General features: G+C 67.8%; 17 protein-coding genes and 2 tRNA genes. 3 read left to right on the forward strand and 16 right to left on the reverse strand.

Translation table 11 applies throughout. From position 1 onward, the window contains the following. Nucleotides 1-23: 23 nt before the first annotated feature. The 13 genes from amaB to rnd all read right to left on the reverse strand — a co-directional run bounded on the left by amaB (nt 24) and on the right by rnd (nt 15,869). Nucleotides 24-1,556, reverse strand: a complete 1,533-nt coding sequence (gene amaB, locus INQ41_RS05110; protein ID WP_193986768.1) for an L-piperidine-6-carboxylate dehydrogenase — start codon at nt 1,554-1,556, stop codon at nt 24-26. Between the two features lie 104 nt (nt 1,557-1,660). Next, a tRNA-Arg gene (locus tag INQ41_RS05115) sits at nt 1,661-1,737 on the reverse strand. Between the two features lie 55 nt (nt 1,738-1,792). Next, nucleotides 1,793-3,631 (reverse strand): hypothetical protein, encoded by a 1,839-nt coding sequence (locus INQ41_RS05120; protein WP_193986770.1) that lies wholly within the window; start codon nt 3,629-3,631, stop codon nt 1,793-1,795. After that, nucleotides 3,628-5,841, reverse strand: coding sequence for a hypothetical protein (locus tag INQ41_RS05125; protein ID WP_193986772.1), 2,214 nt, complete (start codon nt 5,839-5,841; stop codon nt 3,628-3,630). Before INQ41_RS05125 ends, INQ41_RS05120 begins: the two co-directional genes overlap by 4 nt. Then, nucleotides 5,838-7,052: a BatA domain-containing protein gene (locus tag INQ41_RS05130; protein WP_193986774.1), complete on the reverse strand. Its 1,215-nt coding sequence runs from the start codon at nt 7,050-7,052 to the stop codon at nt 5,838-5,840. The genes INQ41_RS05125 and INQ41_RS05130 overlap by 4 nt, the downstream gene beginning before the upstream one ends. After that, a complete protein-coding gene (locus INQ41_RS05135; RefSeq protein WP_228076708.1) occupies nt 7,049-7,954 on the reverse strand; it encodes a DUF58 domain-containing protein in 906 nt (301 codons plus the stop codon). Before INQ41_RS05135 ends, INQ41_RS05130 begins: the two co-directional genes overlap by 4 nt. Before the next feature lie 11 nt (nt 7,955-7,965). Continuing rightward, nucleotides 7,966-8,964: an AAA family ATPase gene (locus INQ41_RS05140; RefSeq protein ID WP_193986775.1), complete on the reverse strand. Its 999-nt coding sequence runs from the start codon at nt 8,962-8,964 to the stop codon at nt 7,966-7,968. Nucleotides 8,965-8,979: 15 nt separating this feature from the next. After that, nucleotides 8,980-9,702 carry a DUF4159 domain-containing protein gene (locus tag INQ41_RS05145; RefSeq protein WP_193986777.1) on the reverse strand — a complete coding sequence of 241 codons (723 nt, stop codon included), beginning with the start codon at nt 9,700-9,702 and terminating at the stop codon, nt 8,980-8,982. A gap of 36 nt (nt 9,703-9,738) precedes the next feature. Then, nucleotides 9,739-11,073, reverse strand: coding sequence for a TldD/PmbA family protein (locus INQ41_RS05150; protein WP_193986779.1), 1,335 nt, complete (start codon nt 11,071-11,073; stop codon nt 9,739-9,741). Between the two features lie 34 nt (nt 11,074-11,107). Next, nucleotides 11,108-12,742 carry a TldD/PmbA family protein gene (locus INQ41_RS05155; protein ID WP_193986781.1) on the reverse strand — a complete coding sequence of 545 codons (1,635 nt, stop codon included), beginning with the start codon at nt 12,740-12,742 and terminating at the stop codon, nt 11,108-11,110. 19 nt (nt 12,743-12,761) lie between these two features. Then, the gene (locus INQ41_RS05160) at nt 12,762-14,396 is read right to left on the reverse strand and encodes a TldD/PmbA family protein (RefSeq protein WP_193986783.1); all 1,635 of its coding nucleotides are present in this window, start codon (nt 14,394-14,396) and stop codon (nt 12,762-12,764) included. A gap of 300 nt (nt 14,397-14,696) precedes the next feature. Continuing rightward, nucleotides 14,697-14,772, reverse strand: a tRNA-Ala gene (locus INQ41_RS05165). Between the two features lie 41 nt (nt 14,773-14,813). Further along, nucleotides 14,814-15,869, reverse strand: a complete 1,056-nt coding sequence (rnd, locus tag INQ41_RS05170) for a ribonuclease D (RefSeq protein WP_193986785.1) — start codon at nt 15,867-15,869, stop codon at nt 14,814-14,816. A 271-nt stretch (nt 15,870-16,140) separates the two neighbouring features. Here rnd and INQ41_RS05175 point away from each other — a divergent pair, with 271 nt between their 5' ends. Then, entirely contained in the window at nt 16,141-17,988 is a 1,848-nt protein-coding gene (locus INQ41_RS05175; protein ID WP_193986787.1) for a formylglycine-generating enzyme family protein, read from the forward strand. Nucleotides 17,989-18,022: 34 nt separating this feature from the next. Then, complete coding sequence (locus tag INQ41_RS05180) at nt 18,023-18,940, forward strand: M48 family metallopeptidase (RefSeq protein WP_193986789.1); 918 nt, start codon at nt 18,023-18,025, stop codon at nt 18,938-18,940. 9 nt (nt 18,941-18,949) lie between these two features. Here INQ41_RS05180 and phaR read toward each other — a convergent pair whose 3' ends face one another. The 3 genes from phaR to gluQRS form a co-directional block, all read right to left on the reverse strand. Next, entirely contained in the window at nt 18,950-19,438 is a 489-nt protein-coding gene (gene phaR / locus INQ41_RS05185) for a polyhydroxyalkanoate synthesis repressor PhaR (RefSeq protein ID WP_193986791.1), read from the reverse strand. Nucleotides 19,439-19,520: 82 nt separating this feature from the next. Beyond that, complete coding sequence (gene phbB / locus INQ41_RS05190; RefSeq protein WP_193986793.1) at nt 19,521-20,261, reverse strand: acetoacetyl-CoA reductase; 741 nt, start codon at nt 20,259-20,261, stop codon at nt 19,521-19,523. Nucleotides 20,262-20,367: 106 nt separating this feature from the next. After that, the gene (gene gluQRS / locus INQ41_RS05195; RefSeq protein ID WP_228076711.1) at nt 20,368-21,297 is read right to left on the reverse strand and encodes a tRNA glutamyl-Q(34) synthetase GluQRS; all 930 of its coding nucleotides are present in this window, start codon (nt 21,295-21,297) and stop codon (nt 20,368-20,370) included. 118 nt (nt 21,298-21,415) lie between these two features. On the opposite strand from gluQRS, the gene htpX reads away from it, so the two are divergent. Beyond that, on the forward strand, nt 21,416-22,318 hold the full coding sequence (htpX, locus tag INQ41_RS05200; RefSeq protein WP_193986797.1) for a protease HtpX: 903 nt from the start codon (nt 21,416-21,418) through the stop codon (nt 22,316-22,318). Nucleotides 22,319-22,380 lie beyond the last annotated feature (62 nt).

The following is a 22,380-nucleotide window of genomic DNA, read 5'->3' on the forward strand; positions in this document are numbered from 1 at the left end:
CGACGGTGCTCGGTGGGTGGGACTTACAGGTCGAACTTGATGCCCTGCGCCAGCGGCAGTTCGTCGGAGTAGTTGATGGTGTTGGTCTGGCGACGCATGTAGGCGCGCCATGCATCCGAGCCGGACTCGCGACCGCCGCCGGTCTCCTTCTCGCCGCCGAACGCGCCACCGATCTCGGCGCCGGAGGTGCCGATGTTGACGTTGGCGATGCCGCAGTCCGAGCCCCACGCAGCCAGGAATTGCTCGGCCGCCTTCAGGCTCTCGGTGAAGATCGCCGAAGACAGGCCCTGCGGCACGTCGTTCTGCATCTCGATGGCCTCATCCAGGGTGCTGAACTTCATGACATACAGGATCGGCGCGAAGGTTTCCGTCTGCACCACCTCGGAGCTGTTGGCCAGGCCGGTGATCAGGGTCGGCAGGACGAAGTTGCCCTTGCGGTCGATCGCCTCGCCACCGGACTCGACCTTGCCGCCGGCCGCCTTGGCCTTCTCGATCGCGTCAAGGAATTCCTTGACGCCTTCGGGGCTGTTCAGCGGGCCCATCAGGTTGGCCGGGTCGGTCGGATCGCCGATCTTGCCTTCCACCTGCTTGTAGGCGGTGACCAGCTTGGCCAGCACGTCGTCGTAGATCGACTCGTGGATGAACACGCGGCGGGTGGAGGTGCAGCGCTGGCCGGCAGTGCCGACCGCGCCGAACACGATCGCGGGGATCGCCAGCTTCAGGTCCGCGCTGGCATCGACGATCATCGCGTTGTTGCCGCCCAGCTCCAGCAGCGAGCGGCCCATGCGGCGGGCGACGCGCTCGCCCACGTGGCGGCCGACCTTGGTCGAACCGGTGAAGCTGATCAGGTTGATGCGCTTGTCGTCGACGAAGTGCTGGGCCAGCTCGGTGCCCGCGTCGTTGAACAGGAAGAAGATGTCGGGGAAGCCGCCCTTGCGCAGGGCCTCGTTGCAGATCTTGATCGAGGCGATTGCCGACAGCGGAGTCTTGGGCGACGGCTTCCAGATGGTGATGTTGCCGCAGACCGCCGAGACCAGCGCGTTCCATGCCCACACCGCGACCGGGAAGTTGAACGCCGAGATCACCCCGACCACGCCCAGCGGGTGCCACTGCTCGTACATGCGGTGGCCGGGGCGCTCCGAATGCATGGTCAGGCCATACAGCTGGCGCGACAGGCCGACGGCGAACTCGCCGATGTCGATCATTTCCTGCACTTCACCGTCGCCCTCGGGCTTGGACTTGCCCATCTCCAGCGCGACCAGCGAACCCAGCGCGTCCTTGTGCTCGCGCAGCGCGTCGGCGCACAGGCGCACCGCCTCACCCCGGCGCGGGGCCGGAGTGCTGCGCCACACCTTGAAGGCAGCCTGGGCGCGCTCGACGATCGTGTCGTAGTCGGCCTGCGTTGTCGCATGCACCTTCGCCAGTGACTCGCCGTCGGTCGGGCTCAGCGGCTCCAGCGTGCCTGCGTTGCCGGCCTTGGCCCATTCGCCATTTCCGAGGTACGTGCCGGATTCGGTGTCGTTCAGGCCGAGCGCAGTGAGGACGGGATGGGTCATGAAGATCTCCTGTTGATCGAACAGTGGTGAGGCCGCGCCTCAAGCCGCGGATTGATCCCGGCGGGGCACGCGGCGATGCCGCGAAAAGTCTCGCAGACGATGAATGGTGACCCCGACACGATTCGAACGTGTGACCTGTCCCTTAGGAGGGGACCGCTCTATCCAGCTGAGCTACGGGGCCCTAACAGCCTATTTTCGCATGAACCGGTGCCGGGGTGGCGCGAGACGCGGCGTTGCTATGGCCTTGGCCGATCACTGCGGGCCTGCGTTTCAGCGCTGTTCTTTGCCGGGCGAAGCCCCCAACGCGAGCGCTCCAGCCACCAGCAGGCGGTCGCGGTAGCCAGCCAGACCAGGAACCACGGCCAGCGGCGGCCGGTTTGTGAGGGTGGTTGCTGTGCGGAGGCTCCGGTGGCATCCGGGGAGCCGCCCGCGCCAGCCGCAAGCATCAGAGTCGCTTCGCGCAACGCGTCGGCGGTCATTGCTGGGCTTTGCTCTGCAGACGGAACCAGGAACAGCTGCGTGTGCTCAGCGTCGCGCAGCTCGTGCCAACCCGGAGCATCTGCCCAGAACCCGGCGCAGTCGGCGTCGCCACTGGCCGGATCGATGTGCAGGGTGACGGGGTCACCGACAGGCGACAGCACCTGCGCGCCTTCGCCGATGCCGCAGATCACGCTGCGCTGGTACGGCGCGGCAGCTTCAATCGTGACCGGGGATGTGGTCGCGACGCTGGCGCGGGCGAGGGTGCTGAAGGCGCTGCTCCAGATCTCGCCGTGGACGTCCTGCCGTCCCGCCATGACCAGGCGGTAGCTGTCCACCAGCGGCCATACGCCGACGCGGCCCCGCCCGTGCGCCACCCAGAACCCGAGCGGCTCCCCGGCGCCGTCAGCAAGCAATTCAATACCGTCAGCAGCGGTCACCCGCACCCCGCGGGCAAGGCTTGGGAGCGCGTCGGCGGCGTCGCCCGGACCGACCCATTCGCCGCCGAGGCGGATTCCGGGATCGGGGTTGGTACGGGCGACGTCAAAGCCCAGCTCCGCCAATCGCTGGCGGTCGGCGTCGCCCGGCGGCCCAGTCATCCGCAGCAACAGGCTCAGGCCCCGGTCGAGCGCAGCGGCGAGGACCTCGTGTTGATCGCGGGTGAGGGTGCCCCAGCTGCGGTCGTCGAGTACGAGCAGGTCGAATTGATCCAACGCCGCGGCATCGAATCGGCCGGGTGCGGTGCCGACCTGGGTGCCGGCGCCCAGGCTGATGCGGGTGTCGAGTTCGGCGCGGGCATCGAGCGCCCAGCGGCGCAGGTACTTGAGTTCCGGCGATGGCCCACCGGCCAGTACGAGCACCTTCAAGTCGCGCGGTGGCGTCACGTCAAGCGGCAGCGGGGCCTCGTCGATGGTGTTGCCTTCCGTGTCCAGCACCAGCACTCGATAGGGCGTCAGGCCGGCGCTGCGTGTGCTGGCATGTAGCGTGAACTGTCCGTCGTCGCCGAGCTCGCTGCGATCCAGCTGGCGATCGGCGGGGTCGCGCAGTTCGACCGATCCGCCAGTGACCGCCGCGGTGCGTCCGCTGACGGCGAACCGTCGTCCGGCGGCCACGCGCTGCGGGGAGTGGATTTCGACCAGACCCGGTGGCTGCGGCGCTGCGCGGAACTTGATTTCCAGCCCGCGTGCTGCGTCGCGGTCGCGAACGACCAGCCCGGCGCCCAGGACACGGATGCGTTGGGTCGCCGCATAGGTGCGCAATGCGCTGGCGAGGTCGGGAAAACGCTCGGCGTCGGCGGGCATGCTCCTACCGGCTTCGGGCAATGCCACGGTGCGGTCGCCGACGACGCCCTGCGCGGTGACCTCATCGGCGCGCGCAGTCAGCACGACAAGGGTCCCCGGCTCATGCGGGACCGGTGGCGGGAACAGCACGAAGTAGAGCAGGCCGGCGCTGGCAATTTGGGTGAGCAACAGCACGGTCGTGCGCAACGGGTGGGATCGCGACTCCCGAGGCAGCCGTGTCCGGGCCCGGAGGGCGCGAACGCTGCCCAGCAGCACCGCGAGCGCAAGAATTCCAATGACCAGCGGTTGCGGGCTCATGGCCGGCCCTCACGTTGCAGTGCGTCCAGATAGACGTCGCCGACTTCACCTGCAGACCGCCGCTCCGACGCCGCGGCGGGTGGCCTTGTCACCAGCGGCCACAGCGCACCGCGCAGGCGCGCGCGGCATTCGCGGCAGGTGGGGTCGCGGCGTACTTCGGCGAGGGCCGCTGCCAGTTGCAGCGGCTCCGCGTCAGCGACATCCTGTGAATCGACCCAGCGTGCAAGCTTGTCGAGGTCGAGGTCGGGGCCTGCGGCGCCGGGCGTTGGCGACATAGCGCGCCAGGCATCCACGGCGGTCGGATCGGGCGCGGTTGCCGGATGCAGTGGATCGCGACGACTGACAATGCCGCTGCGGTCACCACTCAGGCGCCGGCCGGGATCGATCGGCGGCACCTGGCTGCCCACGCGCGGCAGGTAGATGCGCTCGGCTTCCTGCACCTGCTTGATGAGTTCCAATGCCCGGTGTGCGAAGGGCAACGCGCGGTCAGGCTCACCCTGGCGAAGCTTCAGTTCGGACTGCCACATCTCGTTGAGCGCGGATCGCAGCAGTTCGCGGGTTGCGGGATCCAGCAGGGTCGCCGCCTCCGCATGGTCGTGGGTGTGGCCGAACTGCTCGAGCACGGCGGCTTCCTCACCAAAGGTCGGCTGGCGCTGGATCCCCTCGGCGTGGTCGTGCCCGTCTTCGTCTTCGGCCGCATGGGCGCGATCCGGCGCTGGTGCTGGCGCCGGTGCCTCCGATGCGACTTCAATCGGCAGGTCGGTCTGGTGCACGTCCTGGGCGTCGTTGGTGGGAAGCAGTTGCGGCGTGCCTCCGGTTTCCTCTCCGAGGAACTGGCCGTATCGAAGGCGAAGCAGCCGCTGGTCCACGCCGATGCGGTCTGACCGTTCCAGGTAGCGGTCGGCCGCCAGCCGCGGCTTCTCCTTCATCAGCGCCTCCGCGTCGATGATGATCTGGCGCTGGCTGCGGAAGTAGGCCGGCATGACCCGCTTGACCTGGCCATCCAGGTCGGCCGACTCGACGACTGGTGGCGCCGGCCAGCGCAGGATGTAACTGGGGCTCACGACGGTGTGCGGCGACGGCGTTCGCCGGTCACTGACGCTGAGCCGCACGATCAGGTCCTCACCGGCGACCATGCCCAAAGGGGCGAGCGCGATCTGGTGGGCATAGCGCATCTGCTTGGGGCCGCCTCGACCGCGCAAGGTGATCGTCTGCTGGCGGGTGGTGATGTTCTCGCCGCTGCCTACGGTCCGGGTGATGCTCAACTCGGCGGAGGGAGACAGTCCGTAGTCATCGCTGGCCTCGAATTCGAGCGCCCATTGGCTCTGCCCGGACGCCGCCATCGTCAGGGTTTGCAGCGGCTTGAGCACGCGCAACTCGGGTGGCTTGTCGAGGATCACGTCGATCCGGTTCTCGCCGGCCTGTGCCGTTGGCAGCGGGTGCTCCAGTTGCAGGTGATACAGGGCAGGGCGATCGATGCGGCGACGGCCAACCCAGTCGTCGCCGTCGCGCTCGAGCGCGATCCGCTCGCCGTCGTGGAAAACCAGTTCGACCTGTCGCGGCATCGGCGCGAAGCGCAGGGTCCATTGCAGGACGGAGCCTTCGGGTACCGTCGCGGCGAGGGTATCGATATGGGTTGCAGCCACGCCGGTGTAGGCGGGCGGTTGGATTTCGATGCTCACGCCAGCCAGTTGCGCGGGACGGTCGGGCGACGCGCGCTCGGGGCCGGGAGTGCTGGCGGTGGAGGCGTCCTGCTGCCGCTCCGGATAGAAGACCACCGCGCCTGCGAGCGCGGCGGCGAGCGCGCCCCAGAGCAGCAGGCGGCGGTGTCGCCACGGCGCCCGCAGGTCGATCTGCGGGCCGTCCTGCACCCGTTGCCGCAGGCGCTGCTGTTGCAAATGCTCCAGGGGGTTGGTTGCTGGCCGATGCGGGAACAGCAGGTCCGCGCTGTCTTCCATGTCGCGCCGCCGTGCATTGAGCGTCCGCGCCAGCCAGCGTTCGTCGAAAGCGCGTCCCACCTGCCAGGCGTGCCAGCCCGCGACCAGCGCGATCGCGGCAAGCACCAGGATCGACCAGGCCGCCGCATTGACCCGCCAGGCGACGGCGGCTGCAACCAGCAGCCACGGGAGTGCCGACAGTGCGGCCTGGATACCGGCGCGCCGGGCCGCAGCCTCACGTGCGCGGCGCAGGCGAGTGTCGGCCGTGCTCATGCAGCCGTCCTGCGGCGCGGGCCATTGGCCATCCATCGCTCGAGGAGAACCATCAGGGCGATCAGCCCGGCCAACGGCGGCGCAAGCGGGCGGGGGGCGTCCGGGTAAGGCGTGGCGCCCACGCGCGGCGCGTGCGCCTTGGCATCGACCCAGGCCGGCTGCGGCGGCGCCTCGGTGAACAAGGCACCCAGGTGCTGCGGAAAGTCCGGCTCCAGCAGGATCGGCATCCCGGCGGGAGCAAGTTCGTGCTCCAGTTGCATCAATCGGCCACGTCCCAAACGGGTCCCGCGCGCAAGCGGGCCGGTGGCATCGCGCCAGATGACGGGCGCACCCTCCAGCTCCGGTGCGATGGCACCGTCTGCAAGCAGGGCATCGCCGCCCCCGGCAACCCACTGGCGAACCGCATCCGGCAGCGGCCCGGGTACCAGCCACGCCAGACGGGACCCCGCGAGGGGCGTGGAATCAGTCGCGACGGTCACTGCCGCCTCGGCGTCGTCCTCACCCGCCGAGCCGCCGCCGCGCGCCACCTGCCATGCGGCACCTGCGGCCCGCAGATATTTGAGCCCTTCCGGGTGCTCCGGCGCGTAGCGAACCATCAGCGTCGGTATGGGCGGCCGGGCGCCGGTGGCGTCAGGCGGTGCGGACGGAGGTACGGCGTCGGCGACAACGCGCCAGTCGACGGCACGGCTGAGGACGGGCCGTTCCGCATCGGCGCCGGTGATGACCGGTGGTACCAGCACGGTCAGTGGCGTGCCGGCGGGCAGGCTCGCGTCGAACTCGCGTAACAGGCTGGACAGGGACGCCTGGTCCGGGGCTGGCAGTTCAGGCACTTTCGCGCCGGCATCGTCGATCGTTGGAAAGCCGGGCGCCAGTCGTTGCCAACGCGCGTCGGTCAAGCCACTGCCGGGGCGAACGGAAGTGACGTCGACCCCAGGTGCCACCAGCACACGCGGCGTGCGATCCGGGCGCCCGAACAGCACCGGCTCGGCGAGCAGCAAGGCCAGCGCCGCCAGCATCAGCACGCGCAGCAGCAACAGGGGAATTTCATCGAGACGGTGCTTCCGTCGCGGTTGCGGCTTTGCCTGCAGCCAGCGCAGGGCGGCGAACACCACCACGCGCTGTTCGCTGCGCCGGGCCAGGTGCACCAGCACCGGCAGCAACAGCGACGCCAACGCCGCCAGCCCCAGCGGCAACATGAGCGACAGCGTCATGCGATGGGGCCAGCGCTGAACAGCCGTCGCAGCGGGAGGTCGAGCGGTTCGTCGAGTACGTATTCCACGTGCCGGACGCCGCTGGCGGCGAGGCGTTTGGCAAGGGTGGCCCGCGCCGCGGCGAAGCGGGCGATGAAGCCGTCGCGCGCGGCGGCACCGTCGGCGATCAACTCCTCACCGGTTTCCGGATCGCGGAAACGATGGCCGCCAAGGAACGGGAAGTCACGCTCCTCTATGGTGAGGATCTGCAGGTTCAATACGTCGCGGCGGGCCGCGGCAAGGCGCTCGGCCAAGCGCACGACTTCCTCATCAAAGGTGTCGCCCAGGAACACGACCAGGCTGCGGGCAGCCACGTGCTCCCATAGCGGTCGCAGCCGCGCTTCGTCCGGCCACGCGCCGGCAGCCGCCAGACGGCGGAGTTCCAGCACGCATCGATCGCGATGGCGCGCACCGGCGCCCAGCCCGGAAACCCGCAAGCCCTCGCCGCCGATCATGGCCAGGCCAAAGCGGTCGCCCTGTCGCAGGGCCACTTCGATCAGGCACGCGGCGAGCGTCCTGGCCGCGTCAAGGCGGGACCATCCGGGGCGCGCGCCGTCCTCCTGCGCCATCGACGCGCTGGTGTCGATCAGGATCCACAGGTCCAGCGGGCTGTCACGCTCGGACTCACGGACAAAGAAGCGGTCCGAGCGCGCATAGAGTTTCCAGTCGACCTGGCGCAGCTCGTCGCCGGGCTCGTACGCGCGGTACTGGGAAAACTCCAGCCCGGCGCCACGGTTCTGGCTTTGGTGGAGACCGAAGCCCTGCGCGCCTGCCGTCTGGCGCGCCGAGATCTGGATGCCTTTCAGCCGCGCACGCAGTTGCGGCGGAATCAGGTCGGGCACGGCGGCAGGTGAGGTGGCCACGGGATCGCGACTCAGCGTGGCGCCAGCGGGACGGTCCTCAACAGCGCTTCGATGACGTCATCGGTGCTTTTCTGTTCGGCCTCGGCAGTGAACGACAACAGCAGGCGATGGCGCAGGACCGGCGCGGCAAGCGCAAGCACGTCCTCGCGGGTCGCAGCCAGGCGCCCATGCAGCAAGGCGCGGGCCTTGGACGCGAGTACCAGCGACTGTCCTGCACGCGGGCCGGCGCCCCATTTCACCCACTCCCGCACTTCGCCGGGCGCGCCTTCATCGGGGCGGGTGGCTCGAACCAGGCGGATGATCCAGTCCAGCAGATCATCACCCAGATGGACCTCGCGCACATGCGCCTGCAAGGCCAGGATCGCGTCGCCGTCCATCACCCGGGGCACTTCGGCGTGGTGGGTGCCGGTGGTCTGGACGAGGATGTCGCGCTCCTCGGATTCGGTGGGGTAGGCGACCCGCACGTGCAACAGGAAGCGGTCGAGCTGGGCCTCCGGCAAGGGATAGGTGCCGTCCTGCTCGATCGGGTTCTGGGTCGCCAGCACAAAGAACGGCGAGGGCAACGGATGGGTGACGCCCGCATAGGTAACGGTGCGCTCCTGCATCGCCTCCAGCAGCGCGGCCTGGGTCTTGGGCGGCGTGCGGTTGAGCTCGTCCGCCAGCAGCAGGTTGGTGAATACCGGTCCGCGCTGGAACTTGAAACTGCGATGCCCGGTGCCGTGGTCCTCCTCCAGGATCTCGGTGCCGATGATGTCGCTGGGCATCAGGTCCGGAGTGAACTGGATGCGCCGAAAGCCCAGGTCGAGCGCCTGCCCCAGTGAGCGCACCAGCAGCGTCTTGCCCAGCCCGGGCACGCCCTCAAGCAGGCAGTGGCCACCGGCGAGCAGGCCAATCAGCAACTGTTCGACCACCTGGTCCTGGCCCACGATCGCCTTGGCGATGGCGGCGCGCAGGGTGTCCAGCCCGGCCAGTTCGGACTGGATGTCGATTTCGGTGGGGGCGTCGTTCATGGGGATCCCGTTGATTCAGGCGGTCAGCGCGTAGATCACGATGTTGACCGCGAGCTTGGTGTTGTCCTCGGCCAGAAAGCGCCGGTTGCGCCAGTCGTAGTCCCACTCGCAACCGTAGTCCTTGTTGCTGTAGAGCACGCCGAGGCGGCCGTTGACCTCGATGCCCTTGAGGTAGTCGTGGACCAGGTCGTCGCCCCAGCCGTTGAGCTCGAAGGTCGTGGCGGGCGGGCCGTCCTTGAACATGAAGAAGCTGCGGTACAGGGCATGGCTGTTGGGCAACTTCTTCATTGCCGACTTGCCGAAGATCGAGGCCATCTGCGCCTCGAACGATCGGGCGAACAGGCCGTCGATGTCGTGGTTGCAGTCATCGACGAACACGAACCCGCCGTTGCGCACGTATTGCTCGAAGTTGCGACGCTCGGCCGGGTTGAACTCGACCAGTTTGTGGCCGGCGAGGTAGCAGAACGGCGCCATCAGCATTTTCGGGTCGGCCAGGTCGAACACGTGCTCCTTCGGGTCGACGCGAAGGCTGGTGTAGTCGATCAGCGAGGTCAGCACATTGGACGGCATCCGCTCGTCGACGTCCCAGTCGCCCGATTCGTAGCGCAGGCGGGTGAACCAGAAGTCGTAATTCGTGGCCTGCGCGCGGGTGGCGAACGGCAGCGGGCCGAGCAGGGCGGCGGCCGCGGCCGCCCCGAACGTGCGCAGGAACTGCCGGCGACCGGCGACGCTGCTCATCCCGTCAACACGGGCGATGAAGCGCCGCGAACACCGCTAGACCGCGTCCGAGAGCGACGTGAAGGTGAAGTCGCGCAGCTTCATCGGCGGGATCATCATCACCATGTCCGACTCATCGCCGGCCACGCGGACCGGCCGGCCCAGTTCGTCGATGTTGTTGAGCATGATCACCGGCGACTCGTTGAAGCGGAAATTCTTGACCGGGTATTTGATCTCGCCGTTCTCGATGTAGAAGGTGCCGTCGCGGGTCAGGCCGGTCAGCAACACCGTCTGCGGATCGACCATGCGGATGTACCAGGTCCGGGTGACCAGGATGCCGCGCTGGGTTTCCCGCACCAGGTCGCCGGTGGACTTGGTTCCGCCGGCCACCAGCAGGTTGCCGGGCCGGCCGACCGCACGCTTGCCCTGCTGCCTGGCCCAGAAGCGCGAGTACTGCAGGTTGGCGATCTTCCCGTCCTTGACCAGCGCCATCTTCTCGCGCGGCAGGCCCTCGTCGTCCCAGGGCAGGACCGCGGCTTCGGGGTTCCACGGGTCCGAGCTGATGTTCACGCGCGGGTCGTAGACCTGCTCGCCGAGCTTGTTGCCGCCGCCCTTTTTGGAGAGGAAGCTGCGGCCCTCGTCGGCCTGGCGCGCATCGAAGAACCGCATCATGAACGACACCAAGCCGGCGGCCGCAGCCGGCTCCAGGATCACCGTGTACTTGCCCGGCTCCAGCGCTTTGGCACCCGACGAGCTGCGCGCCTTGCGGATCGCGGTCTGGATGTCGTTGCCAACGTTGAAGTCGCTGACATCCGCCAGGTTGCGTCCGACCCAGCCCGAACCGGTGCCGTCCTCGGTGCGCACCGTGCAGGTGTAATCCATCGCTGCGGCCTTCTGGTAGGCGAAGTTGCCGTTGCTGTTGGCCATCGCGGAGAAGCGCTGACCGTCGTTGAGGAAGCCGGCCGCGACCAGGTTTTCCGCCTTGCTGGGCGCGATCGAATCGGCCGCAACCTTGGCGCGGTACTCGGGCGTGATCGCCGCGGTCGCCGCGGTGAACGTCGGGCTAGGCTTGTACTCCTGCCTGTCGACGGCGGGAACGAACTCGGGGTTTTCCGGGGCCAGCTTGGCCAGCTCTTCGGCGCGCTGCACCACGCGCTTCAACGCCGCGTCGTCGAACTCGTTGATCGTCGCGGTGCCGACCCGCTTGCCGAACGCCACCTGCACGCCCAGATCGGTGTTGCTGACCACGCCACTGGTGGAGATATTGTTCAGCGCGAAGCGGACGTTGCCGTCGATCGCGCCGGTCAGCGTCGCCGTGCACTCGTCGGCCGTCGACAGGGCGATGACCTTGTCGAGGATCGCCTTGGCTTCCTGTTCGGTGAACATACCCATCTGTGCAACTCCTGATTGGTGCGTGCCTGGCGTCTCAGCCGAGGTTGCGTGCCGTGTTGATGACGTTGATGCCGTCGAAGCGGGTGGTGCTGGATCCGTGCGAGACGGCCGAGACCTGGGAGGGCTGGCCCTTGCCGTCGAAGAACGACCCACCAAGGCGGTAGTCGCGCTGATCGCAGGTGGCCGAGCACGCGTTCCAGAATTCCGGCGTGCGGATCTGGTACGCGACGTCCTCGATCATGTGGGTGACCTCACCGTTCTTGATCTCATAGAACAGCTGGCCGCCGAACTGGGCATTGTAGCGCTGCTGGTCGATGGAGTAGGAGCCACGCCCGAAGATGTAGATCCCATCGTCGATGTCCTTGACCATCTGCGCCGGCGACAGCTCGGACTTGCCGGCCGCCAGCGAGACGTTGGGCATGCGCTGGAACTGCACGCTCGACCACGAATCGGCATAGGAGCAACCGTGCGAGCGCTCTTCGTCGATGATGTGGGCCTGGTCGCGGGTGGCCTGGTAATTGACCAGCACGCCGTCCTCGACCAGGTTCCAGCGCTTCGCCGCCACGCCCTCGTCATCGAAGCCGATCGCGCCGAGTGAGTGCGGCTGGGTCCGGTCGGCGACGAAGGTCACCTGGTCGCTGCCGTAGCGGTAATCGCCCGAGCGCCACTTGTCGAGCGTGGCGAAACTGGTGCCGGCGTAGTTGGCCTCGTAGCCGAGCACGCGGTCGAGCTCCAGCGGATGACCGACCGATTCATGGATGGTGAGGAATAGGTTGCTGGGGTCGAGGACGAGGTCGTATTTGCCCGGCTTGACCGACGGCGCCTTCAGTTTCGCCCTGGCATCGCGCGCGGCAGCCGCGGCGTCGGCGACGATGTCGTAGGAATCCGAGTACATCACCACGCCGCCGGGCAACTCGAAGCGGTGCTGCGGCTTCGAGTCGAGGAACTCATAGCCCATCCCCATCGGCGAGGACAGCCCGTCGCGGCTGCGAAACTTGCCGCTGGCCTTGTCGATCGCGGTGACGGTGAAGGGCGTCCAGATGCGATGGATGTCCTGGTCGATATAGGAGCCATCGGTGGAGGCGAAGTATTTCTGCTCGTTGACCTGGAACATCCGCGAGGCGACGAAGCTCGCACCGGCGGCGGTCGCCGCGGCATTGGCCGACATCAGCAGCTCGACCTTGTCCTTGATCGGTACTTCCATCGCGTTGCGCTGGATCGGCGTCGCCCAGCTGACCTCGCCGACCCCGCGGGTCGGGGCCAACTGCACGGGTTCGGTGATCGTGCCGGCATTGGCCTTCGCGATCGCCAGCGCCTGCCGGGTCGCCTCGGCTACCGCATCGGTACCGAGCTGGTTGGTGGCGGCAAAACCCCAGGCGCCGTTGGCCAGCACGCGGATGCCGACGCCGGTCGATTCGGTATTGACGACGTTCTCGACCTTGTCTTCGCGGGTGGTGATGAACTGGCGCAGGTAGCGACCGATGCGCACGTCGCAATAGCTCGCGCCGCCGGCTTTGGCGGCATCCAGCGCGGTGTCGGCCAGGCGCTTCTTCAAGGCGGCATCGATACCGCCGGTCAGCTCCTCGGCGGCAATGACCCGGCCGAACGCGGGCAGCAACAGCAGCCCGAGCCCTGCGCTGGAGGCCTTGAGGAAATCGCGGCGGTGCATCATCGCTCGTGCCCTTCCATCAACCCAGGTTGCGCGCGGTGTTGATCACGTTGACGCCGTTGAAGCGCGCGGTGCTGGAGCCGTGGGACACGGTCGACACCTGCGAAGGCTGGCCCTTGCCGTCAAAGAACGACCCGCCGAAGCGGTAGTCGCTCTTGTCGCAGACCGCCACGCAGGAGTTCCAGAACTCCGGCGTCTGGATCTGGTAGGCGACGTCTTCGAGCATCCCGGTGATCCTGCCGTCCTCGATCTCATAGAACAGCTGACCGCCGAACTGCGCGTTGTAGCGCTGCTGGTCGATCGAGAACGAGCCGTCGCCAATGATGTAGATGCCTTTCTCGACGTCCTTGATCATGTCGGCGACGCTGAGTTTGGCGTTGCCCGGGGCCATGGACACGTTGGGCATGCGCTGGAACTGCACGCTCGACCAGGAGTCCGCGTAGGAACACCCGTGCGATGCGTCCTCGCCCAGCAGGTGGACCTGGTCGCGCGTCGCCTGCAGGTTCACCAGCTTGCCGTCCTTGATCAGGTCCCAGCGCCGGGTCTTTACGCCCTCGTCGTCGTAGCCCACAGCGCCCAGGCTTCCGGCCTGGGTCTTGTCGGCGAAGATGTTGACGTTCTTGCTGCCGTACTGGAACCGGTCGCGGACCTTGTCCAGGCTGACGAAGCTGGTCCCGGCGTAGTTGGCTTCGTAGCCGAGCACACGGTCCAGCTCGAGCGGATGGCCCACTGATTCGTGGATGGTCAGCCAGGTGTGCGAGGGGTCGAGCACCAGGTCGTATTTGCCGGGCTTGACCGACGGCGCCTTGAGCTTCTCCACGGTCTGCCTGGCGGCAGCGATCGCGTCGGCGCGCATGTCGTAGGACTGGCCGTAGGCCGTGACGCCGTTGGGCAGCACGAAGCGGCCCGAGGCGTCGCCGTCCAGGTATTCAAAGCCCATGCCCATCGGCGCCGACAGTCCGCTGCGGGTGCGGAACTTGCCGCTGGCCTTGTCGATTGCAGTGACCGTGATGGGCGCCCAGATCCGATGCACGTCCTGGTCGATGTAGGAGCCGTCGGTGGAGGCGAAATACTTCTGCTCGTTGACCAGGAACAGCATCGAGTTGACGAAGCTCGCACCGGCGCCCATCGCGTCGGCATTGACGCCCAGCAGCAGGTCGGCCTTCTCCTTGAGCGGCACCGCCATCGCGTTCTTGCGGATGGGCGTCTTCCAGCTCACCTCGCCCAGGCCCGGCGTGGCGGCCAGCTCAACCGGGGCGGTCTGCGTCTTCGCGTTGGCCTTGGCGATGGCCGTCGCCTCCCTGGCGGCCTCGGCGACACCGGCGGCGCCCAGGTCGTTGGTCGCCGCGAAACCCCAGGCGCCATCGGCGATGACCCGCACGCCGATGCCGGTGGATTCGGTATTGACCACGTTCTGGACCTTGTCCTCGCGGGTGATCACGAACTGGCGAAGGTAGCGGCCGATGCGGACATCGCAGTACGACGCGCCGCTGTCGGTGGCCGCCTGCATCGCCGTGTCGGCGAGCGATTTCTTCATCGCCACGTCGAGTGCCGGATCCAGCAGGGCCTCCGCTGCAATGGCGTGACCCCATCCGGGGATGGCCAGACCGGCGACGCCGAGGCTGCTGAGAGTGAGAAACTGCCGTCTATCCATCGTTCATGCGCCACTGGTGTGCTCGACCGGCTTTGACGAACGCAAAGCGTTGGAGACAGGAGGGGAAACCGCGTGAATCGACTGTGGTGAGGAGTCCGGAATGCGTCAAGTGACCTTCGACACATCCGTTGGGGCAGATCCGGATCCGGCGCGACTTGGCCTCATGAGGCAAACAAACCCGCATCACTCGGATAGGAAGTCGGGAGATTCGCCTCATCGCGTTTGACCGCCCACACAGCAAAAAGCCCTGCGCGGATGGCAGGGCTCTTTACGGTTCCGGACGCGATCCGGACTGCTTCATGGTGGAGCGGAGGGGGATCGAACCCCTGACCTCCACGATGCGAACGTGGCGCTCTCCCAGCTGAGCTACCGCCCCATGAAAGCGGGGCCAAGTCTAACGGGGCGGCGACGCCAGCGCTAGTGCTTCGGCTCCAGCAGTGGCGTCAATACCGGTTCGAGAACTTCCTGCCGCCAGCCGGCGAGCGCGTCGGGCCACTCACCATGGTCAAGCAGGCTTTCCAGATGCTTGCGCGAGGCGAGCACACCGGCTGGCAGGTCGAGATCCGCGCTGAGCGCAGCAACGGCATCCTGCAATGCGCGCAGGCGGTTCTTGTCGCGTCTTTCCGCGACCCGCGCGTCGGGCGCACCGTCCTCCTCGCCAACGGGCGTGTGCAAGGCATCCCAGATGGCGCCGGTCAGTTTGCGCGGCGCCTTTGGATGGCCGTCGAGCAGGGCCTGCAGCGCTTCGGGGTTGGTCGGCTGCTCGCGCGCGATCAGCAGCGCCAGTTCGTTGTCGAGGATCCAGCCCCGCGGGCGGTCGGTCTCGCGGGCATACCGGTCGCGCCAGCGCAGCAGGCGGATGGCGCTGCGTTGGGCATCGGGATCCAGGAACTGCGAGCCGCGCAGGGACAGGTGCGGCCAGCGTTCCAGCCCGTCGATCTCGGCGTTGGCGAGCGTGCGCTCCGCGTCCTCGGCGAGCCATCCGCTGCGCTCCTGCTTTTCCAGCAGGCTCTCCAGCACATCGTGCAGCTCGAACAGATGGCGGACATCGTCGGCCGCATATTCCAGTTGCGATGCCGACAGCGGGCGGCGCAGCCAGTCCGAGCGTGTCTCGCCCTTGGCCAGCGGCACGCCGGTGATGCTTTCCACCAGCTTCTGGTAACCCATGCCGCCGCCCACCCCGGTCAGCGAGGCCGCCAGCTGGGTATCGAAAAGCGGCCGCGGCAGCGCATCACACGCGTGCTTGAACGCCACCAGGTCCTCGCTGGGGCTGTGCATGATCTTCAGGATCGTCGTATCGGTGAGGATCGCCGCGAGCGCTTCATTGATACCCGGCGCCATGCTGTCCACCAGCAGGATCTCGAGCTGTCCGTCGCGCTCCAGCGCGATCTGCACCAGCGCCAGTTTCGGCCAATAGGTGCGTTCGCGAATGAATTCGGTGTCCACCCCGATGCGCCCGGGCGCAGGACTCATGTGCGCGCGGAGGTCATGGGGATCGTCGATCCAGACCGGTGCGGGGCTGGCGGAGCGGGGCGGAGAAGTCGCGAAATCTGTCACGTGCGGTAAGCCGGAGACGGGAGTTGCCGGGAGCGGCGACAATAGCCTACTTTCAGCGTGCCCTTACCGGCGCGCCCCCACCGCGACAGCCCACGGGCGAGGAGGACGATTGCGCAACCCAGTGCCAGCCGCATCGTCGTTCGCGCAGGGTCCGCACGGCCGAGTCGCCTTGATCGTGGCGGTGCTGATGGCAGCCCTTATGCTCGCCTCGGCGTGCTCCCGATCCGGCAGTGACGGGGCGATCGACCAGCCTGACGGCAAGGAAGCCAGCGGCGCTGCGCCGGTGGTGACGATCGGCCCCGACGAGGCGATGCCCGAGGCGGTCGTATGGGAGGCGCCCAGCATCCAGGTCGACGAGGGCAATACCGACGAGCTCAAGTCGCAAGCCCACGAAGCGCTGGAAGCCGGCCGCCTGTTTGGTGACGGTGACGCTGACGGTGATGGTGATAGCGCTGGCGCGATTCCGCTGTACCTTGCCCTGCGCCAGAGCGCGCCGGATGACCCGGAGGTCCAGCGCGGTTTCGGCGAGGCGGTGGATGCGCTGGTGAGCCGTGCGGACACGATGCTGGCTGCGGTCGAAGACGAACCTGCGGCGCTGCGCCAGGCGCAGGAAGTTGGCTCGGTGCTGCGCGTCGTGGCGGCGCAGGATCCGCGGGTGGTCGCCTATCTGGACCAGCTGCAGACCGTCGAGCAGGCGCAGGAGGCCAGCCTGCGCGGCGAGCGGGCGCTGAACCAGGATGACATCGGCGAAACGGGCGATGGCGGCGCGATCGGCTGGTTTCGCCAGTCGCTGGAACTTCGACCGGGCAATGCCCGGGCCACGCAAGGACTGGCTGCCGCCGAGAGCGCCCTGATCCGGCGCGCGGAAAAAGCCGCCGAGGCCGACGACTACGGGCAGGCCGGGGATTGGCTCGACAAGGCCGCCGGCTTGCGGCCGGACATGGACACCGTGGACCGGGCGCGCGCCCACATCGCGCGCGTGCGCCTGGCGCGCATCGGCAGCCTGCGCGACCAGGGCATCGCCGCGCTGAGCGCGGAGGGCGGGGTGGATGTCGCCCGCGCCCACCTGGCGAACCTGCTGCGCATCGCGCCCGAGGGCAATCCCGCCGCTGTCGAACTGCGCGAGCGCATCGAGCTTGCCAGCCACTACGGGCTATTCCGGCCCGGCCAGGTGTTTACCGAGGCCTTGCGTCTTGGCGGACGCGGGCCGGCACTGGTGGTGATTCCGCACGGGGCGTTCCGCATGGGCGCCAGCGAAGCCGACCCCGAGGCCACCGACGCGGAGCGTCCCGCGCGCACCATCCGTTTTGACCGCGGCCTGGCGGTCGCCCACCACGAGGTGACAGTGGCCGAATTCCGCCGCTTCATCACCGCGACCGGATACACCACGCGTGCCGCGCGACGCGGGTACTCGACCATCTACGACGAACGCAGTGGCAACCTCGTCCGCCGCAACGGCGTGGACTGGCGACACGACTACACCGGCAAGCCGGCTGCGGACGAATTGCCGGTGCTCCACGTCAGTGCGCGCGATGCCGACGCCTACGCCGAGTGGCTGGCCGACCAGACCGGACACCGTTACCGCCTGCCCAGCGAGGCCGAGTTCGAGTACATGCTGCGCGCCGGCAATCCGGGGCCATTTCCCTGGGGCGAGGGCGCCCCGCCGCAGGGCAGCGGCAACTACACCGGCGCGCTGGATGCCTCCCCCAGCGGCCGCCATTGGCGCAACGCGTTTGAAGGCTACGGGGACGGCGCCTGGGGACCGGCGCCGGCAGCAAGCTATGCGCCCAACGGCTACGGTCTGTTCGATGTTGCGGGCAACGTCAGCGAGTGGGTCGGCGACTGCTGGCACGGCAGTTACCGTCGCGCGCCCACCACCGGCAAGGCCTGGGTCAATCCCGGTTGCCGCGAGCGCGTCGTGCGTGGCGGCTCGTGGGCCAGCTCGCCGGAACAGACGCGTTCCTCCTGGCGCCTGGCCAGTGACGCCAACACCACAAACGCGCGCGTAGGCTTCCGCGTGGTGCGAGAGATCTGAGCCGGCTGCACCCCGGCCCCTTTGAGGAAACACGATGAACACCGATCGCATGGGAAATCGGCCCGGACCCGGGCGCCGCCGCGGTGTGGGCGTCCGCTGGTGGATCCTGGTGGCATTCGCCGCGTTCGCCGCATGGCAGTGGTTTGGCTCCGCCGAGACCGATCCGTACACCGGCGAGACGGCGCATTACGGCGTCAGCACCAGTGAAGAGGTCGACCTGGGCGCACAGGCCTATCGCCAGGTGCGCGCCGACGCGCAGGGCCAGGGCGCGCTGCTGCCTCCCGATGCGCCGGCCAGTCGCGAGATCCGCGCCATTGCCAGCCGGCTGATCGAAAAAGTGCCGCAGGTCACCGCCGATCTGGCCGCGCAGAACCAGCAGGAGGCGCCTACCACCTACAAGGACTTCCAGTGGGACGTCAGCGTCATCCAGTCCGACGAGGCGAACGCGTTTTGCCTGCCCGGCGGGAAGATGGCGGTCTACACAGGGCTGATGCCGATCACCCAGACCGAGGACGCGATGGCGGTGGTGATGGGGCATGAGATCGCCCACGCGCTGTTGCGTCACGGCTCGCAGCGCATGGCCCAGCAGAACCTGGTGCAGATGGGCCAGATCGCCGCGAGCATGGCCGTGGATGGCATGGATCCGCAGCAGCAACAGATGGTAATGGCCGCCCTGGGTGCGGGCGCGCAGTACGGGCTGATCCTGCCTTACGGGCGCAACCACGAAACCCAGGCCGACGAGATCGGGCTGATGCTGGCCGCCGCGGCCTGCTACGACCCGCGTGCCGCCGTGCCCTTGTGGGAGCGCATGTCGCAGCTCGGCGGCGGTGCACGTCCTCCGGAGTTCGCCTCGACCCATCCGGACCCGGCGAACCGCATCCAGACGCTGCAGGGACTGATGCCGCAGGCGCTGGGCTTCTACGAGAAATACTGCGGCAGCGCGCCGCAGTAACGGCGCCGGTCAGGAGTCGGACGGCTCGTCGGTCTTGCGCCCGGACCTGGGCGCTTGGCCGACGCTGGCGGAGAAGTTCTTCTGGAACTCCTTCCACAGGGTCATGTTGCGCTCGGTGAGCTGGTTCATCATCGTCCACGGCGTCTGGCCGAGCACGTTGCCGATCTGCTTGCGGAACTGCTGCTGCTGGTCGAGGAAGGCCTGCATCGACTGCTCCAGGTAGCTGCCCATGTAGCCCTGCAGCGAGTCGCCATAGAAGCGGATGATCTGGCTCAGCAGTTCGGTGGAGAGCATCGGCTCTCCATCCTGTTCGTGCTCGGTGATGATCTGCAGCAGCACCTGGCGGGTAAGGTCATCGCCGGAGCGCGCATCCACGACCTCGAACTCTTCCCCATCGACGATCAGCTGGCGCACGTCCTCGATCGTGATGTAGCTCGAGATGCGGGTGTCGTAGAGACGCCGGTTCGGATATTTCTTGATGACGCGCTTGGATGACATCGACAGGTCCCTGCGGCAATGATGCCCTGCAGCATGGCGGAGCACCCGGAGCCTTGCAACAGCGCCGGTGGCGCCTGTTCGGCTACCAGCCCATGTATTGGCCGCCGTTTGCCGACAGGTTCGCACCGGTGATCCAGCCGGCTTCCTCGGGCACGAAAAAGCTCACCGCGTAGGCGATCTCGTCGGGCGTGCCGAGCCGACCGGTGGGGATCTGGGCGATGATCTTCTCGCGGATCTCCTCGGGCACGGCCATCACCATCTCGGTGCCGATATAGCCCGGCGACACGGTATTGACGGTGATACCCATGCGCGCGTTTTCCTGCGCAAGCGAGATGGTGAAGCCATGCATGCCGGCCTTCGCCGCGGCGTAGTTGGCCTGGCCGTACTGGCCCTTCTGGCCGTTGATCGAGCTGATCTGGACGATGCGCCCCCACTTGCGCTCGCGCATGCCCTCGATCACCGCGCGGGTGACGTTGAAGCACGAGTTGAGGTTGGTGCAGATCACTTCGTCCCACTGCTGCGGCGTCATCCGGTGGAAGGTGGCATCGCGGGTGATGCCCGCGTTGTTGATCAGGATGTCGACCGGCCCAAGTTGCTTTTCGACATCGCGGACCATGGCGGCGCCCTGGTCGGGGCAGGACACGTCACCGGCGGCCAGGGTGACCTCGTAACCCTCCGCCTTCATCTTTTCCTGCCAGGCGCGTCCGCGGGCCTCGTCGCGATAGTTGGTCGCGACCTTGTGGCCCATCTTGCTGAGCCGCTTGACGATGGCGGTACCGATTCCGCCGGTGCCTCCGGTGACCAGTGCGATTCGTTGCGACATGGTGTTCTCCTTGATGGGGACCGGAACAGGTCCCGGTTGCAGCCCCGGCTGTCGGGTGCGGCGGGCCGGCAAGGCCTGGCGCAGGTATCTAAGGTGTAGCAGAGCGTCAGCGTTTGTGCGAGAGCGGCAGCGGTCCACTCCGCATTGGCTGGATCGGGATCCGGCTGGGGTCAAAGCTCGCGACGACTTGCTCCAGCAGCGCTTCCACGTCGCCGGTCGAGGCAAGGCAGGACAGGTCCTGGCCCAACATCCGCCAAGCGCTGCGAACGGCGGGGATCGGAGTCGAAGGGTCCAGGGGATGCGCGCGTTCGGATTTGGAGAGCTTCCTGCCGGCCGCGTCCAGCAGCAAAGGGAGATGGGCGTAGCGCGGGGTCGGCAGCCCCAGTGCACGCTGGAGCAGGATCTGGCGCGCGGTGGATCCGATCAGGTCCGCGCCCCGGACGACGTCGGTGACGCCCTGGGCGGCGTCATCCACCACCACGGCCAGCTGATAGGCCCAGTTTCCATCCGCGCGGCGGATGACGAAATCACCGACCTCGCGGTCGACCCGCTGCTGCACGTGCCCACGGATCCGGTCGGTGAAGGCGACCGCGCTGTCATCAGCGACCCGGAAACGGATCGCCGGATCGCGCCGGTTGGATCGTGCCACGCAGCGGCGGTGGATTCCTCCGACGGCGGCCAGCTGGCCGCGGCTGCAGTGGCATTCGAAGGCGAGCCCGGCGTCGAGCAGTTGTTGCAGGGCGCGCTGATAGAGCGGCTCGCGCTGCGACTGGTACACCACCGTCGCGTCGGCGCGGAGTCCGAAGGCGTCCAACGCGGACAGTTGGGACGCGGCGGCGCCGGCCACCTCGCGGCCGCGGTCCACGTCCTCGATGCGGACCAGCCACTCGCCTCCGGCGGAGCGGGCGAGCAACCAGCTGCCGAGCGCCGACAGCAGCGAGCCGGCATGCAGGGGGCCGGTTGGCGAGGGCGCGAAGCGGCCGCGGTAGCCGCTGCCCGGCGCCGCCCCGCGCGCGTGCAGTGATCCGCTCGGCAAGGGCGGGCAATCCGGGTCTGACGCCATGGTGTCTCAAGGTCGCTGGCTCTTGAATTCGGCCCGAGCGTGCCACAGATTGCGGTACGGCTGCGCAACCCGCGCAGGAAGGAATGTGTCGATGTTCAAGCGGATCGGATTGTTCCTGGCCACCAACCTGGCAGTGATGGTGCTGCTGGGTGTGGTGTTGAGCGTTTTGCAGGGTGTTTTCGGCATCCGGCTGGGTGACAACGGCACCTTGCTGGTGTTTGCGATGATCTTCGGCTTCGGCGGATCGCTGATCTCGTTGCTGATCTCCAAGTGGTCGGCCAAGCGCTCGACCGGCGCGCAGGTCATCGAGACGCCGCGCAACGAGGCCGAGCAGTGGCTGGTGGCGACCGTGCGCCGGCAGGCCGAGGCGGCCGGGATCAAGATGCCGGAGGTCGCCATCTACGAGGCGCCCGAGATCAACGCCTTCGCCACCGGGCCGACCCGCAACAACTCGCTGGTCGCGGTGTCCACCGGCCTGCTGGGCGCCATGAACCGCGACGAGGCCGAGGCGGTACTGGCCCACGAGGTCAGCCACGTGGCCAACGGCGACATGGTGACGATGGCGCTGGTGCAGGGCGTGCTCAACACCTTCGTGATCGTTGCGGCCCGCATCGTCGGACGCATCGTCGACAGCTACCTGAGCGGCAACCGCGAAAGCAGCGGCGTGGGCTTTGGCTACTACATCACCGTGTTCGTGCTGGACATGGTGTTTGGCCTGCTGGCGAACATGATCGCGATGTGGTTCTCGCGCTACCGCGAGTTCCGCGCCGATGCCGGCGGTGCCAGCCTGGCCGGTCGCGACAAGATGATCGCCGCGTTGCAGAGGCTGGGCCAGAACCAGGGCGTCAACACCCTGCCCAACCAGGTGGCCGCGTTCGGGATCAGCGGCGCGGTCGGCCATGGCATGCGCCGCCTGCTGCTCAGCCACCCACCGCTGGAGGAGCGAATCAACGCCTTGCGGGCGCGGGCGGACACGGTGCGCACCGTCGCCTGATCGACTCCTTTCGGCAAAAGAAAAACCCGCCAGTTGGCGGGTTTTTTGTTGGACCGGTCCGA

This window comes from Lysobacter ciconiae, assembly GCF_015209725.1.
Classification (GTDB): domain Bacteria; phylum Pseudomonadota; class Gammaproteobacteria; order Xanthomonadales; family Xanthomonadaceae; genus Novilysobacter; species Novilysobacter ciconiae.